General features: G+C 62.6%; 12 protein-coding genes, 1 tRNA gene and 1 pseudogene. 11 read left to right on the top strand and 3 right to left on the bottom strand.

Annotated features, from left to right (window positions below; all coding sequences use genetic code 11):
- From ACN0SW_RS13375 to ACN0SW_RS13355, 5 genes and pseudogenes are all read left to right on the top strand, one after another.
- Window positions 1-118 (top strand): annotated as a pseudogene (locus tag ACN0SW_RS13375) (succinate--CoA ligase subunit alpha); the annotation flags it as partial.
- 55 nt (window positions 119-173) lie between these two features.
- Complete coding sequence (locus tag ACN0SW_RS13370) at window positions 174-929, top strand: alpha/beta hydrolase family protein (RefSeq protein WP_417728430.1); 756 nt, start codon at window positions 174-176, stop codon at window positions 927-929.
- 142 nt (window positions 930-1071) lie between these two features.
- Window positions 1072-2247, top strand: coding sequence for an ATP-grasp domain-containing protein (locus tag ACN0SW_RS13365; RefSeq protein WP_417728429.1), 1176 nt, complete (start codon window positions 1072-1074; stop codon window positions 2245-2247).
- Window positions 2247-3146: a succinate--CoA ligase subunit alpha gene (sucD, locus tag ACN0SW_RS13360; RefSeq protein WP_417728428.1), complete on the top strand. Its 900-nt coding sequence runs from the start codon at window positions 2247-2249 to the stop codon at window positions 3144-3146. Before ACN0SW_RS13365 ends, sucD begins: the two co-directional genes overlap by 1 nt.
- A complete protein-coding gene (locus tag ACN0SW_RS13355) occupies window positions 3143-4132 on the top strand; it encodes an NAD(P)H-quinone oxidoreductase (RefSeq protein WP_417728427.1) in 990 nt (329 codons plus the stop codon). Before sucD ends, ACN0SW_RS13355 begins: the two co-directional genes overlap by 4 nt.
- A gap of 278 nt (window positions 4133-4410) precedes the next feature.
- Here ACN0SW_RS13355 and ACN0SW_RS13350 read toward each other — a convergent pair whose 3' ends face one another.
- A complete protein-coding gene (locus ACN0SW_RS13350; RefSeq protein ID WP_417728426.1) occupies window positions 4411-6009 on the bottom strand; it encodes a phosphoenolpyruvate carboxykinase in 1599 nt (532 codons plus the stop codon).
- 288 nt (window positions 6010-6297) lie between these two features.
- On the opposite strand from ACN0SW_RS13350, the gene ACN0SW_RS13345 reads away from it, so the two are divergent.
- From ACN0SW_RS13345 to ACN0SW_RS13335, 3 genes are read left to right on the top strand one after another with little or no spacing between them, the layout of a single operon-like run.
- Complete coding sequence (locus tag ACN0SW_RS13345) at window positions 6298-6825, top strand: flavin reductase family protein (protein WP_417728425.1); 528 nt, start codon at window positions 6298-6300, stop codon at window positions 6823-6825.
- A 10-nt stretch (window positions 6826-6835) separates the two neighbouring features.
- Entirely contained in the window at window positions 6836-8308 is a 1473-nt protein-coding gene (locus ACN0SW_RS13340; RefSeq protein ID WP_417728424.1) for an aldehyde dehydrogenase, read from the top strand.
- A gap of 15 nt (window positions 8309-8323) precedes the next feature.
- Window positions 8324-9382, top strand: a complete 1059-nt coding sequence (locus ACN0SW_RS13335) for an LLM class flavin-dependent oxidoreductase (protein ID WP_417728423.1) — start codon at window positions 8324-8326, stop codon at window positions 9380-9382.
- 37 nt (window positions 9383-9419) lie between these two features.
- Here the strand turns inward: ACN0SW_RS13335 and ACN0SW_RS13330 are convergent.
- Window positions 9420-9496 (bottom strand) — tRNA-Asp (locus ACN0SW_RS13330).
- 205 nt (window positions 9497-9701) lie between these two features.
- Between ACN0SW_RS13330 and ACN0SW_RS13325 the strand changes: the two genes are divergently transcribed.
- Window positions 9702-11180 carry an ABC transporter substrate-binding protein gene (locus tag ACN0SW_RS13325; RefSeq protein WP_417728422.1) on the top strand — a complete coding sequence of 493 codons (1479 nt, stop codon included), beginning with the start codon at window positions 9702-9704 and terminating at the stop codon, window positions 11178-11180.
- A gap of 237 nt (window positions 11181-11417) precedes the next feature.
- On the opposite strand, the gene ACN0SW_RS13320 is transcribed toward ACN0SW_RS13325, so the two are convergent.
- Window positions 11418-12059 (bottom strand): helix-turn-helix transcriptional regulator, encoded by a 642-nt coding sequence (locus ACN0SW_RS13320; protein ID WP_417728421.1) that lies wholly within the window; start codon window positions 12057-12059, stop codon window positions 11418-11420.
- 228 nt (window positions 12060-12287) lie between these two features.
- On the opposite strand from ACN0SW_RS13320, the gene ACN0SW_RS13315 reads away from it, so the two are divergent.
- Window positions 12288-13496, top strand: a complete 1209-nt coding sequence (locus ACN0SW_RS13315) for a pyridoxal-phosphate-dependent aminotransferase family protein (protein WP_417728420.1) — start codon at window positions 12288-12290, stop codon at window positions 13494-13496.
- 12 nt (window positions 13497-13508) lie between these two features.
- Window positions 13509-14450 (top strand): HpcH/HpaI aldolase/citrate lyase family protein, encoded by a 942-nt coding sequence (locus ACN0SW_RS13310; protein ID WP_417728419.1) that lies wholly within the window; start codon window positions 13509-13511, stop codon window positions 14448-14450.
- Window positions 14451-14490: the final 40 nt, after the last annotated feature.

The raw sequence follows: 14490 nt of genomic DNA, 5'->3' as shown, positions 1-14490 counted from the left end.
CGTCGCGGGCGGCAAGGGCGACGCCGAGTCCAAGATCGAAGCCATGAAATCCGCCGGCATCACCGTCGCTGAGAGCCCCGCTGGCCTCGGCGAGGCCGTGCTCAAGGCGATTGGCTGACACGTGCAATCCAAGTAACAATGAGAGCGAATGCACAATGTGAAGGGAATTCACCATGCCGCTACCGCTCTCATTGTTCCATCTTGCCGCAATATTCTTTCTGGGCCTCGCCAATATGGCGCAGGCCCAGTCTCCCGGCCCTTTAAACGGTCAGATTTTTGGTGCGGGCAACCGCGCCTTGGTGGTTGTCGTTCATGGCGATGTCAGCAAGGGCGGGCCAGCCACCTATCATTACGACCTCGCCAAGCAGATCGCCGAGCAGAGCAAGGACGTGAGCGTATTTGCCCTCGTGAGGCCCGGATATACTGGAAAAAAAGGTCAGAATTCCCCCGGATCGAACACCGGACGCAGAGATCATTACACCAAGGAAAACAATGCTCTGGTCGCAAAAACAATCCAGAATTTAGCCAAGAGCATTGGCGCATCAAAGGTGATTGGTATCGGCCATTCGGGCGGGGCTGCGCAACTGGGGGCTATCGCCGGGATATATCCGGGTCTCTTGGACAGCGTGATCCTCGTGTCTTGCCCTTGCAACATCCCGGAATGGCGGGCCAAGCGTGGGAAATCTGCGTGGACCAACAGCCTGTCACCCCATGACCATATCGCGGCAATGGCCCGTGGCACGCGCATTTTTGCTGTCGTCGGCGACAAGGACACAAACACCTATCCCGAATTGTCTGAGGCGTTTGTCCTCGCAGCAAAGGCGCGCGGTTTGCCCGCCGCCTATGTGCCGGTCAAAGGGGCCAGCCACGGTTTTGATCAACTGCAGCGCACCGTGGAACAATTGGCATTGAAGGAAATTGCCAAGTGATCCGACCTACCGCATGATGCAGATAGGATAGCTTACAGCCCGACCATGCCGTCGCCCCCACCCGATTAACGGTACGGCTGGCGTTGACTCAACTTGGTTCTTGGTATACCAGAAACCAAACACCCCAGAGGAGGCACCTCTCATGTTTCTCGCTGAATATCAATCCAAGGAACTGCTCGCCCAGTACCGGATCAACATTCCCGATGGTCGCCCGGCCCGCAGCGCGGATGAGGCACATCGCCTCTGCAAGGAGATTGACGCCCGCAAATATGTGGTCAAGGCGCAGATCGGCGCGGGCGGGCGTGGCCTTGCCGGAGGCATCCGCTTTGCCGCCACCCCCTCTGCCGTGGCCGACGAGGCCCGCCGCCTGCTCGGCTCAACATTGATCACCGATCAAACCGGACCTGCGGGCGAAACCGTGAGCCTCGTGCATGTCGAGGCCGCGATCGACATCGCTCAAAGCTGCTTTATCGCGATCGCCTTTGATCCCGAATCCGGCCAACCGATGCTGCTGGCCTCCAGCGCAGGCGGCGTGGAGTTTGAACAGCGCACACGCATGGACGAGGAAACCGCCCAAAGCTGTGCGCTGCCCCCGGATAGCCCCGATGCGCGCGCCAAGCTTGCAACATTTCTCACCGGCGTCGGCATCGCAGACTCGCAAGACGCAGCGATCGACGCGATATTTGCCGCGCGCCTCGCCTTTACCGAAAACGACATGACGCTGATCGAGATCAACCCCTTCGCCCGCAGCGCCGATGGCCGCTGGATGGCCATTGATGCCAAGGTGGCGATTGATCCCAACGCAGGGTTTCGCCGCCCCGAGTTTGCGTCGATGGTGGCGGATCGCCCCGCCCCCGCCGATGAGTTGGCAGCCCAGAAACACAACATCAACCTCGTTCGGCTTGAGGGGAATATCGGCGTGGTGGCCAATGGTGCGGGGCTTGGCCTTGCCACCAATGACATGATCATGGACGCCGGTGGCCAGCCCGCCAATTTCATGGACATCCGCACCACTGCCAGCAGCATGGATGTTGCACGCGGGGTCGAGATCCTCTTGGGGGACGACCGTGTATCCGCGATCCTGCTCACGATCCACGGCGGCGGCATGACCTCTGCCGACACAGTGGCCGAGGGAATAAATTTCGCCTATGCTAAGGCCACGCGCAAATTGCCGATCGTTGCCTATATCTCGGGCAAGCATGCCGATTGGGGCCACCGCATCCTGCGCGAACGCAAGGTTCCGGTCGAGAGCTGCAACACGCTGTCGGCCGCTGTCGGGCGGGTGGTAGAGCTGACAGGCCAGAGGAGGGCACGCTGATGGCGATCTTTGTCAATTCCGATACACGGCTCATCGTGCAGGGCATGACCGGGCGATCCGGCACGTTCTATACCGATGAGGCCATGCGCTATGGCACGACATGCGTTGGCGGTGTGCGCCCTGGCAAGGGCGGCAACCGGCATCTGGGCCTACCGCTCTTTAACACCGTGCGCGAAGCGGTGGAGGCCACACAGGCCAATGCCAGCCTCGTGATCGTGCCCGCCCCACAGGCGGGCGCGGCAATGATCGAGGCGATCGAGGCCGGCATCGGCACCGTCGTCTGCGTGACCGAACGCGTGCCACAACATGACATGAGCCGCGTCAAACAGGCGCTCCAAGGCACGGATACGGTGCTGATCGGCCCCAACTCCCAAGGCATCCTGACTCCGGGACAATGCAAGATCGGCGTCATGCCCACCGGCAACGCCAAGCCGGGTCATATCGGCATCGCCTCGCGTTCGGCGTCACTCACCTCGGAAATTCTGGCGCAATGCAGCACGGCGGGGCTCGGGCAATCGACCACCGTCGGCATTGGCGGCGATACGCTGCATGGCGTGGGCTTTGTCGACTGCCTCAAACGTTTCCGCGATGATCCTGAAACCGAGGCGGTGGTACTGATCGGCGAGATCGGCGGACGCGCCGAGGAAGAGGCCGCTGCCTATCTGGAATCGGTCGATTATGGCAAACCCGTCGTGGCCCTTGTGGTCGGACGGCACGCACCGCGCGGCCGCCGGATGGGCCATGCCGGCACGCTCTCGGTTCTGGGTGGCGGCACGGCTGCGGACAAAATCGCCCGCCTGCGCGCCGCAGGGGTCGAGATTGCAGCCCACGCCGATGACGTGGTCGCCGCCGTGGCGCGCGCTATGGCCAAGGCCCCCAAAGCGGCGGTGGCCCGATGAGCGCTCTCCCCGGCACCATGCGCGTGATTGAAATGTCCGCTCCCGGCGGTCCCGAGGTGCTGATCCCCGGCACCCGCCCCCTACCCAACTGTCGCGCAGGTGAGGTTTTGATCCGCGTGACCGCCGCAGGCATAAACGGCCCCGATCTGGTGCAACGGCGCGGGCACTACCCCCCGCCCAAAGGCGCATCCGACCTGCTCGGGCTCGAGGTCTCGGGCGAGGTGGTGGCCTGCGGTGAAAATGTCACCCAATGGCACCCCGGCGACCGCATCTGCGCGTTGACCAATGGCGGCGGTTATGCGGAATTCGTGGCGGTTGATGCCACCCACTGCCTGCCCATCCCGCAAGGTGTGGACGAGGTCGAGGCCGCAGGCCTGCCCGAAACCTTCTTTACCGTCTGGAGCAATGTGTTTCTGGGCCATACCCTGCCCAAGAATGGGGTTTTCCTTGTGCATGGTGGTGCGGGGGGCATCGGGTCAACGGCGATCCAGTTGGGCAAGGCCATGGGGCTTACCGTGCTGACCACCGTGGGCGATGCACAGGCGGCTGAATTTGTGACCTCTCTGGGGGCCGATCGCGCCATCAATTTCCGTGACGAAGATTTTGTCGCACTCTCCCGCGAAGCAGGCGGGGCCGACATCATTCTGGACATCATCGGCGGCGCGTATGTGGCGCGCAACATCAAGGCGGCACGCCACGATGCACGGATCATCCAACTGGCCTTCAACATGGGGTCAAAGGTCGAGATTGATCTGATGCCGGTGATGCTCAAACGCCTGAGCTATACCGGATCAACCTTGCGTTCCCGCCCCGAGGAATTCAAAAGCCAGGTGGCCAAGGAACTGCGCGAAACGGTCTGGCCGCTGTTTGCCGCCGGAAAATTGCGCACTGTCACGCACCGGGTTCTGCCCATGGACGAGGCGGCAGAGGCGCATCGTCTGATGGAAGCAGCGGTACATCACGGCAAAATCCTGCTGCGCCCCTGAGGGCCAGACGTGAGACAGCCAGCCAAGGGACACAGCTTGGGCTTGAGGAAGCTTTGAGCCCGAGCAATAAACCGCGCGGTCGCTGGGCCGAGAACGCGCAAAGCGGCATTCGTAAATGCCGCTTGCTGCCGGAAAAGCTCCTATAACCTCAAAAGCGTGCGCGCCACCTCACAATCGCCAGGCCGCGGCACGGCCCGGCAATCTCGCGGCGCGCTCTTGGCCGTGCGGGGGGGGGATTAAGGCCGATGTCAGCAACAGGCCAAAACCACCCCTGCCCCTCAGCCCAGCGCCACCGCCCGCAGTTCGTCGTCCACATGCGGCAGATATTGCGCAAAGTTCTCTGCGAACATCGCCACCAGTTTTGCCGCCTGCGCATCATAAGCCGCCGGATCATGCCATGTCCGGCGCGGATCAAGCAGCACATCGGCCACACCCGGCACCGAAACCGGCACCTCAAAGCCAAAGTTCGGATCCTTGCGGAATTCAACCCCGTTCAGTGACCCGTCCAACGCGGCAGTCAACAGCGAGCGCGTCGCCTTGATCGGCATACGCGAGCCAGTGCCATAGGCCCCACCCGTCCAGCCCGAGTTGACCAGCCAGCAGGATGCACCATGGCTCTCGATCTTAGCGCGCAGCAGGTTGCCATAGACCTCGGGGCGGCGCGGCATGAAGGGCGCGCCAAAGCAGGTCGAGAACACCGGCTGCGGCTCGGTCAGACCCCGCTCCGTCCCGGCCATCTTGGCGGTGAAACCGGACAGGAAGTGATACATCGCCTGTGCGGGCGTCAGCCGCGCAATGGGGGGCAGCACGCCAAAGGCATCGCAGGTCAGCATCACCACGTTGCGCGGATGCCCTGCCATCCCCGTAGCGGACGCATTGGGAATATAATCCAGCGGATAAGCGCAACGCATGTTCTCGGTCAGGCTCGAATCTTCATAGTCCAGCTCGCGCGTGTCAGCGTCATAGACCATGTTCTCGATCACCGTGCCGAACATCGAGCAGGTGGCGAAAATCTCTGGCTCTGCCTCAGGGCTCAGGTGGATCGTCTTGGCATAGCAGCCACCCTCGAAATTGAACGTGCCCTTGTCGGACCAGCCATGCTCGTCATCGCCCAGCAGCGTGCGGTTGGGATCGGCCGAGAGCGTGGTCTTGCCGGTGCCCGACAGGCCAAAGAACACGGCCGCATCCTCAGGGTCGTCCTTGGCATGGTTGGCCGAGCAATGCATCGGCATCACGCCCTTTTCGGGCAGCAGGTAATTCATCAGGCCAAAGATGGATTTCTTGTTCTCGCCCGCATATTCGGTGTTACCGATCAGGATCAGCTTGGCGTCGATATTGACCGCGATCACCGTCTCTGAGCGACAGCCATGCCGCGCCGGGTCAGCCTTGAACCCGGTGCAGTTGATCACGGTGTAATCCGCCACGAAATGATCCAGCGCATCGCGCTCCGGACGGCGCAGCATGTGGCGGATGAACAGGTTGTGCCACGCCAGTTCGTTGACCAGCCGCACATTGATGCTGTGCTCGGGGTCCGCCCCCGCGACCAGATCCTGCACAAAGACTTCGCGTCCCGCCAGATAGGCCAACATATCCTTGTGCAACTGATCGAAATGCTCTGGCGTCATCGGCAGGTTGTTGTCCCACCAGATGGTGTTTTCCGTGGTCGGCGTGCGCACGGTGAACTTGTCCTTGGGTGAGCGGCCGGTGAATTCGCCGGTGCTGACCAAGAGCGTGCCACCCTGACCCAATTCACCCTCGCCGCGCTGTACCGAGGCCGCGACCAAGGCAGGCTCCATCAGGTTGTAATGCACCTGACCCAGCCCCGAAATCCCCTGATCTTCCAGCCGAAACCGCGGATTGACCCGTCCTGCCGTCATGTCTCTCTCCCTTTTGGGCGTGGGTGCCCTACCCTGTCCGAACCCCGCCACAGCGGCGCATTGGTATCTGGTATTCCAGCCTAACATGGATTCGCAACCCGCAAACGCGGCGGTTTTTCCAAGTTAGCGCAATCACTTGGCATGTTTTGCCAATGCTGCAGGTGCAAACGGGATCATCCCCGCCTCAATTCGACTTTATCGAACATATACCGCAAAACAATTCGTTTTCAAAAACTCTTTATTCATGTCAGCCTGACGAGGCGCCAATCAGAGGTAAAGGACAGGACCATGCAGCACGATAGCCCTTCTTCGGGGGACAGAGCCCGCTTTGTTAACGCGATGCGCCAGGTCGCAGCCTCGGTGACGGTTGTGACAACCGACGGGCCAATGGGCCGGTTCGGGGCCACGGTCAGCGCCTTTTCCTCGGTTTCCGCTGATCCGCCCACGGTTCTTGTCTGCCTGCACGGCCAGAGCCGCATCGCAAAGGCCGTCGCCGCAAATGGCCGGTTCTGCGTCAACGTTCTGCCCGAAGGCAGCACAGACATCGCCGACCGCTTTGCCGGACGGCATGACGGCTGGATCACGGATCGCTTCTCTGGCATTGATTGCTACGGCACGCCCGGCACTGCCCCCCTGATCGAAGGGGCCACGGGATTTGCCTGCGATCTGACGCAGAGCGTACCCTCTGGCAGCCATCTCATTGTGATCGGCCAAGTCAGCAGCGTGTTTGACGCAGGTGCCGCCCCTCTGGCGTGGCGCGACGGCGGCTATCACCGGGTCGTGCCCAAGGACATCCCCCAATGTGCGGCTGAATGAAGGGCAAACCATGACCACAGACTATCAAATGCTGATCGACGGCGCATGGGTCGATGCCTCGGATGGCGGACGGTTCGAAACATTCAATCCCGCCACAGGCACGGTCTGGGCCACGGCCCCAGAGGCCACCGAGGCGGATGTGACCCGCGCCATCGAGGCCGCGCATCGCGCCTGTTACGACGGTCCTTGGGCGCGCATGACCCCCACTGCGCGCGGTCAGTGCCTGCGCCGTCTGGGTGATCTTCTGGCCGACCACTCGGAACGCTTGGGCGAGGTAGAGACCCGCGATTCCGGCAAGATGTTCAAGGAAACCCGCTGGCAGGCCAAGTATATCGCCGAATTCCTGCATTTCTACGGCGGGGCCGCCGACAAGATCACCGGCGAAACCCTGCCCATCGACAAGCCCGACATGTTCGTCTTTACCAACCGCGAACCCTTGGGTGTGGTGGCGGCCATCGTGCCGTGGAATTCCCAGCTTTTCCTGACGGCGGTCAAACTCGGCCCGGCGCTGGCGGCGGGCAATACGCTCGTGCTCAAGACCTCGGAACACGCCCCCGCCGTGATCCTCGAATTCGGGCGGCTCATCGCGCAGGCGGGCATCCCCGACGGCGTGGTCAATATCGTCACCGGCCACGGCGACCCCTGCGGACGGGTGCTGACCTCGCATCCGCTCATCGCCCGGATCAGCTTTACCGGCGGCCCCAACGCCGCGCGCCATGTGCTGATGAATTCCACCCAGAACTTCGCGCAGGTCAGCCTTGAGTTGGGCGGAAAATCCCCTTTCATTGTCTTTGCCGACGCCGATATCGAGAGCGCCGTAAACGGCGCCATCGCGGGTATCTTTGGGGCTTCGGGCCAAAGCTGCGTCGCAGGTTCGCGCCTCATCGTGCATGCGGACATTGCCGATGACTTCCTCGCCCGCCTCAGCGCCATCACCAGCGCCATCCGCATTGGCGACCCGATGGACGAGGACACGCAAATGGGCCCGCTCTGCACCCGCGCGCAACTGGATCATATCGAGCGCGAGGTCGCCCATGCTCAATCCCAGGGCGCACGGCTGATCTGTGGCGGCAAACGGGCGGCGGCAGGCGAGATGTTCTTTGAACCGACGATTCTCGACTGTCCCTCACCCGATCTGCGCATCCTCGACACCGAGCTTTTCGGCCCGGTCCTGTCGGTCCTGCGGTTCAAGACCGAGGCCGAGGCCCTGACCCTCGCAAATGGGTCAGAGCATGGTCTTGCCGCCGGCATCTTTACCCGCGACAGCGCCCGCGCGCTGCGGATGTCGCGCGCCGTGCGCGCAGGCATCGTCTGGGTCAACACCTACCGCGCCATCAGCCCTATTGCGGAATTCGGCGGCACGAAATCCAGCGGCTATGGCCGCGAGAGCGGCTTTCAGGCGCTCTATGACTACACCCGGCCCAAGACCGTTTGGATGAACATGTCCGACGCTCCCATGGCCAACCCCTTTCAGATGCGCTGATCATAGGAGACAGACATGAAATTCCACCTCGCAATCAACCTTGAGCGGCTCGATCCCACCGCAGATATGAAGGCGCTGCGCGATCACACCCTCGAAATGGTGCAGATGGCCGAAGCGGCAGGCTTTGAAATCGCATGGGCGGCAGAGCATCACGCGCTGGAAATGACCATCGCCCCCAACCCGTTTCAGATCCTGACATGGTGGGGCGAACACACCAGCCGCATCCGGCTGGGCGTGGGCGTGGTCAACGCCGCCTATTGGCATCCCATCCGTCTGGCCGGTGAGGCGGCGATGCTCGATCTTCTGAGCGACGGACGCCTCGAATTCGGCATCGGCTCGGGCGCCTATCAGCGCGAATTTGACCGCATGATGCCCGGACTCGCGCAGCCCGACAGCTGGCGCTACATGCAGGAATCGTTGCCCGTGGTGCAACGCCTCTGGGAAGGCGACTATGCCCATGACGGCGAATACTGGCAGTTTCCCACCGCCACCTCCTGCCCCAAGCCGGTGCAGACGGAGGTGCCGATCTGGGTCGCCGCCCGCGCGCCCATCACCTTTGACTACGCTGTGGAACATGGTTGCGACATCATGAGCTGGCCGCTCACCATGCCCTTCTCCGAGGCCGAGTCTTACCGCGCCCGGCTCGACGCGGCGATTGCCAAAAACGGCGGGCGTTATGACGGACGCTGGGCGCTGATGCGGCACACGGCTGTCTATGAAACCGAGGAGGACCGGCAGGCGGCCTTGGCCGCACTCCGCCGCGTGCTGGGGCAATTCGGCAATCTGATGATGAAACGCGGCGAGGTGGTCAACGGCTTCCCCGATCCCGTCCCGCTGGCAGAACTGGAGGGCAACGCCCGCACCGACCCCGCCATGCTCGAGGAAAATCTCGCCTTCGGCAGCCCCGAAACCGTGGCCGAAAAGGTGCGCCAATACGAGGCTTTGGGCGTCGATGCCTTCATCTATTACGCCTCGATGGGCCTTGATATGGAGCGCCAGAAACGCTCGCTGCAACTCTTCATCGACAAGGTAATGCCGCAGTTCGCCGGGCAAAGCATCGCCGCAGCGGAATAACCCAACCGGGCCGGTCTGTCATGCATGTGAGGGAAAATGGCGCGGTTGACGGGGCTCGAACCCGCGACCCCCGGCGTGACAGGCCGGTACTCTAACCAACTGAGCTACAACCGCCCGCAGCAACACCGGGGGTCACCCCCCGACGTGTGGCGCTTCTATGCCGGGGCCACGCGCCCGTCAAGCGCCCGGTTGCGGAAAATTTCAACTTTCAGTCACCGCATCGCACCACAGGCAAATCGTGATCCGCGGCCCGCCCGAAAGGTTTGATTTTCCGCGTCAGCCTTGCCACACTCCGCCCAAGCCTCGGGGAGAGATGTCAATGCGGCCCATCCTGCTGTCGATCCTGTGCCTTATGTTCGCGGCGCCCGTCGGCGCGGCACCGTCCGGCACCTTTCGGCATGCCCATAACGTGGGCTTTGGCGCACATTCGAGTCTCGATCCCGCCTCCAAGGGACGGGTCCTGCAAATCATCGAGAAAATCCAGAGCCGCCTCGTGCGCCCCGGTCGCGGCGGCAAACCTGCCCCCGATCTTGCCACCTCCTGGACGCCCAATGCCGATGGCACCGTCTGGACCTTTCAAATCCGCGACGGCGTGCGCTTTCACGACGGCCGCGTGCTTGATGCGGAGGACGTGGTCTATTCCATTGCCCGCGTGATCGATCCCGATTACGGCAGCCCCGCCCGCGCCGCCGTCAAGATGATCACCAGCATCACCGCCACCGGGCCGCTCAGCGTTGAAATGCGCCTCGATTCGCCATTTGCCGATCTGCCGCTGCAATTGATGGACCCCCGCCTGCGCATCATCCCCGAAGGCTCGGGTGAGACCATAGATCAGACCGGCATCGGCACCGGACCGTTCCGGGTCGAGAAATTTGACCCCGATGGCATCACCGTGCTGACCGCCAATGAGGAGTATTGGGAAGGCCCCCCCGCCCTCGCCCGGATCGAGGTGATCGGTGTGCCCGACGCGCAGGCGCGGCTTCAGGCCTTTCTTAGCGGGCAGTTGGACATGGAACGCGGCATCGTACCGATGCTGCGCCGGGCGCTGGATAAATCGTTGCGTTATCAACTGCTGGAGATTCCAACCGGCAACTGGATGGGGCTGGCGTTTCGCACAGATGTGCCACCGTTCGATGACCCGCGGGTCCGGCAGGCGCTGCGCCTCGCGGTGGACCGTGACGAGATGCTGCAACTGGCACTGGATGGCGGCGGGGTGATTTCCTGTGACACGCCCGTGGCCCCCAATGACCAATACCGCGCCGAGATGGACTGCCCCCCCGATCCAGAGCGGGCCCGCGCCCTGCTGACCGAGGCGGGCTACCCTGACGGGATTGATGTCGATGTGCATGTCTCGGTGCTTGATCCCAGTTGGCCGGTGATCGGTGTCACATTTCAGGAACAGGCAGCGCGGGCAGGCATCCGCGTCAACCTGATCAACGCCGCCGCCGATGGCTATTGGTCAAATATCTGGATGAAAAAGGACGCCTTCAGCACCAGTTGGGGTGAACGCCCCGCCGATCAGGCGCTGAATGAGGCGTTTCATTCCACCGCCAAATGGAACGAGACCCATTACACCAGCCCAGACTTCGACCGGCTGATCGAAACCGCCCGCGCCGAACTGGATTTCAAACGCCGCCGCGCGCTCTATGTCGAAGCGCAGGAATATCTGGCGATGAACTCGGGCACACTGATTCCCTTTCACGTCACACAATTGGTGGTGCTCTCGAATCGCGTGACGCATTTCGACCCCGTGCCCAACGACGCGCTGCGCTGGCATCTGGTGACGGTGGTGGATTGAGGGGGTAGAGAGAAAAACAAGTCGCGGGAGCATAGCCGCGCCGGGCCCGACCGCCGGGTGGGCGTCGCAACACAAGTAATGGGCACTTTATGCCTGCCAAGTCTTTCGCGTTTTCAATCGCAGGAAACCTTGCAAAAGCGCCCGCCTGAGGGGGCCGTCGGGCGCTGCGCGGCGGCACCTGCGGTGCCTTGATTCCGCGCTATGGTGATTGGGGCGAATGTCCGTTCAAAGCCCCCCTCAATACGTCCCCGCCACATATTTCGCGATGGCCCCGCCGCGCGAGTTCACGTCGAGCTTCTGATAGATCGCCTTGAGGTAATATTTGACCGTATTCTCCGACAGCCCCAGCCGCGCCGAAATCTGGAAATTCGTCAGCCCATCGACCAAAAGCCCCAGAATTTCATGCTCGCGCCGGGTCAGGCTGTCGCCTTGCTCGCCCATCAACCGTTTGAGGATTTCCACCGGCAGGATGCTATGCCCCTCGACCAGATGACCCAGCACGCGCGGCAGACTGGTCAGAACCTGTCCCATCATGCAGACCGAATGCGCCCCCGCTTTGACGGCCGTGCGGATAAACGCAAACTCTGCCTCTTCGGCGACCACCACCACCATCACGCGCGGATGATCGCGCCGCAGCATATCAAGCACCCGACCCAGATCGGCATCCGCCAAACGCACTCCCAACACGAGGATCACCCGACCCGACCGCTCGCCCAGCGCCTTGCGCAGGCTCGCCAGATCGGTGGCAAAGGGACCAAGTCGCACGGCCTCGATCTGCGCCACCAGCGATCCCAGCCCCTGACAGACAATCGCCTGCCGGTCGGCAACGATCACCTCGGGCAGGTCCAATCCTGCGTCCTCAACGGTCGCGTTAATCATATCTCGCACAGTCTCCTCCTCCTGCCCCCTTATACAAGACCAAGGAACGTCCTGAAATCAAACGATTTTTCAGAATGCAACGGCATACCGCCGCGCCCCCACCGGGTAGCCCCCGCCTACCCGCCAGGGCTATGCGCGCCCCGCATGGCCGCGCTTTTCCATGCGCGCGGGCATTACGCCACGTCCCCGCCGGCCGCATAAAGAAGGCCAGCCTGAAGGAGGACAGACATGAACGGCCATTCCCATCTTTTCATTCCCGGACCCACAAATGTGCCTGACGAGGTGCGTCGCGCCATGAACATTCCCATGGAGGATATGCGCGCCCCCGATTTCGGCGACTTCATCCTGCCGCTGCTCGCGGATCTGAAAAAGGTGTTCCGCCTGACGCATGGCCGCGTCTTTGTCTATCCGACCTCCGGCACCGGCGCGTGGGAGGCGGCGATTTCCAACACACTCAACACCGGCGATCGCGTGCTCATGTCACGTTTCGGCCAGTTTTCAACGCTTTGGGTCGATATGGCCGAACGGCTTGGTCTCGATGTGGACCTCTGCGAGGTCGAGTGGGGCAAAGGCGTGCCGGTCGAGGACTACGCCGCCAAACTCGCCGCCGATAAGGAGCACAAGATCAAGGCGGTCTTTGCCACCCATAATGAAACCGCAACCGGCGTCACCTCAAATATTGCCGCCATTCGCGCCGCCATGGATGCTGTGAACCATCCCGCCCTGCTCTTCGTCGATGGCGTCAGCTCCATCGGCTCGATCGAATTCGAGATGGAGGATTGGGGCGTCGATCTCGCCGTCGCAGGCTCGCAAAAGGGCTTCATGCTCCCCGCCGGTCTGGGCCTGCTCGGGGTCAGCAACAAGGCGCTTGACGCCCATGAGCGCGCGCAAATGCCGCGCTGCTACTTCAGCTTTGCCGATATGATCAAACTGAACGACACCGGCTATTTCCCCTATACCCCCGCCACGCAGCTCCTGCGCGGCTTGCGCTGCTCGCTCGACATGCTGCTGGCCGCGGGAATGGAGAGCGTGTGGGACCGTCACCACCGCCTCGCCTCCGGCGTGCGCGCTGCCGTGGCCGAATGGCAGGGCTGCCGCCTCGTCGCACATGGCCCGGTATGGCAATCCGATACCGTCTCAGCGATCTATGCCCCCGACGGCGTTGATGCCCGCGACGTGATCGCAACCGCCTATCACAAATACCAGACCTCGCTCGGCTCGGGCCTCGCCAAGCTGGCCGGTCGCGCGTTCCGCATCGGGCATCTGGGCTCGCTCAACCCGGTGATGCTCTGCGGTGCCATTTCCGCCGCAGAAATGGCACTGCGCGATGCAGGCGCCGCGATTGAACCGGGCTGCGGCATTGCCGCCGCGCAGGAACATTTCCGCGCCTCCACCCCCACCCTGCAGGCGCGCACCGCGCCCGCCCGTGCCGCCTGATCGGGGAACACCATGAGCTACACACTTCACCCGCTGAAAAAACAACGCCTGCAACGCTCGGAACTCGCTGTTCCCGGCTCCAATCCCGCGATGATCGACAAGGCGGCAGACTCTGACGTTGATTACATCTTTTTCGACCTAGAGGATGCCGTCGCCCCCCCGGACAAGGTGCAGGCCCGCGCCAATATCATTCAGGCGCTCAATGACATCGACTGGAAGGCCAAGGGCAAGACCATCTCGATCCGCATCAACGGGCTGGATACCCATTACATGTATCGCGACGTGGTCGAGATCGTGGAACAGGCAGGCCAGCACCTTGATACCATCCTCGTCCCCAAGGTGGGCGTGCCTGCCGATCTCTACACCGTGGAAACCATGGTCAGCCAGATCGAGACGGCGATGGGCTTTACCCACCGCATCGGCCTTGAGGCCCTGATCGAAACCGCCCTCGGCATGGCCAATGTCGAGGCGATTGCCGCGGCCCCCGGACGGCTTGAGGCGCTGCATTTCGGCGTGGCGGATTACGCCGCCTCCAACCGCGCCCGTACCGTGGTCATCGGCGGGCTCAACCCCGATTACCCCGGCGACCAGTGGCACTTCGCCCTGTCGCGCATGACCGTCGCCTGCCGCGCCTACGGGCTGCGCGCGATCGACGGGCCGTTCGGCGATTTCTCTGATCCAGACGGCTATACGCTCAGCGCCAAACGCGCCGCCGCCTTGGGGATCGAAGGGAAATGGGCCATTCACCCCAGCCAGATCGCGCTCGCCAATGAGGTGTTTTCGCCTCCCGAGGCCGAAGTCACCCGCGCCCGCCGCATCATCGAGGAACTGCGCAAGGCCGAAGCACAGGGCAAAGGCGCCGCCAGCCTCGATGGCAAGATGATCGACGCCGCATCCGAGCGCATGGCCAATAACGTGATCAGCGTCGCCGACGCCATCGCCGCCAAAGGCTGAAGGCCAACCAGAAAAGCCCAACCAGAAAAGGGAGGACTAC

This window comes from Roseovarius sp. (assembly GCF_048262375.1).
Lineage (GTDB): Bacteria > Pseudomonadota > Alphaproteobacteria > Rhodobacterales > Rhodobacteraceae > Roseovarius.
The sequence above is the reverse complement of the archived record's forward strand: the minus strand, read 5'-3'. Positions and strand labels throughout refer to the sequence as shown.

What these genes read in the sequence shown, in the direction of transcription:
- ACN0SW_RS13370 (WP_417728430.1), top strand. Translation starts at nt 174, where the DNA reads ATGCCGCTACCGCTCTCATTGTTCCATCTTGCCGCAATATTCTTTCTG.
- ACN0SW_RS13365 (WP_417728429.1), top strand. Translation starts at nt 1,072, where the DNA reads ATGTTTCTCGCTGAATATCAATCCAAGGAACTGCTCGCCCAGTACCGG.
- sucD (WP_417728428.1), top strand. Translation starts at nt 2,247, where the DNA reads ATGGCGATCTTTGTCAATTCCGATACACGGCTCATCGTGCAGGGCATG.
- ACN0SW_RS13355 (WP_417728427.1), top strand. Translation starts at nt 3,143, where the DNA reads ATGAGCGCTCTCCCCGGCACCATGCGCGTGATTGAAATGTCCGCTCCC.
- ACN0SW_RS13350 (WP_417728426.1), bottom strand. Translation starts at nt 6,009, where the DNA reads ATGACGGCAGGACGGGTCAATCCGCGGTTTCGGCTGGAAGATCAGGGG.
- ACN0SW_RS13345 (WP_417728425.1), top strand. Translation starts at nt 6,298, where the DNA reads ATGCAGCACGATAGCCCTTCTTCGGGGGACAGAGCCCGCTTTGTTAAC.
- ACN0SW_RS13340 (WP_417728424.1), top strand. Translation starts at nt 6,836, where the DNA reads ATGACCACAGACTATCAAATGCTGATCGACGGCGCATGGGTCGATGCC.
- ACN0SW_RS13335 (WP_417728423.1), top strand. Translation starts at nt 8,324, where the DNA reads ATGAAATTCCACCTCGCAATCAACCTTGAGCGGCTCGATCCCACCGCA.
- ACN0SW_RS13325 (WP_417728422.1), top strand. Translation starts at nt 9,702, where the DNA reads ATGCGGCCCATCCTGCTGTCGATCCTGTGCCTTATGTTCGCGGCGCCC.
- ACN0SW_RS13320 (WP_417728421.1), bottom strand. Translation starts at nt 12,059, where the DNA reads ATGATTAACGCGACCGTTGAGGACGCAGGATTGGACCTGCCCGAGGTG.
- ACN0SW_RS13315 (WP_417728420.1), top strand. Translation starts at nt 12,288, where the DNA reads ATGAACGGCCATTCCCATCTTTTCATTCCCGGACCCACAAATGTGCCT.
- ACN0SW_RS13310 (WP_417728419.1), top strand. Translation starts at nt 13,509, where the DNA reads ATGAGCTACACACTTCACCCGCTGAAAAAACAACGCCTGCAACGCTCG.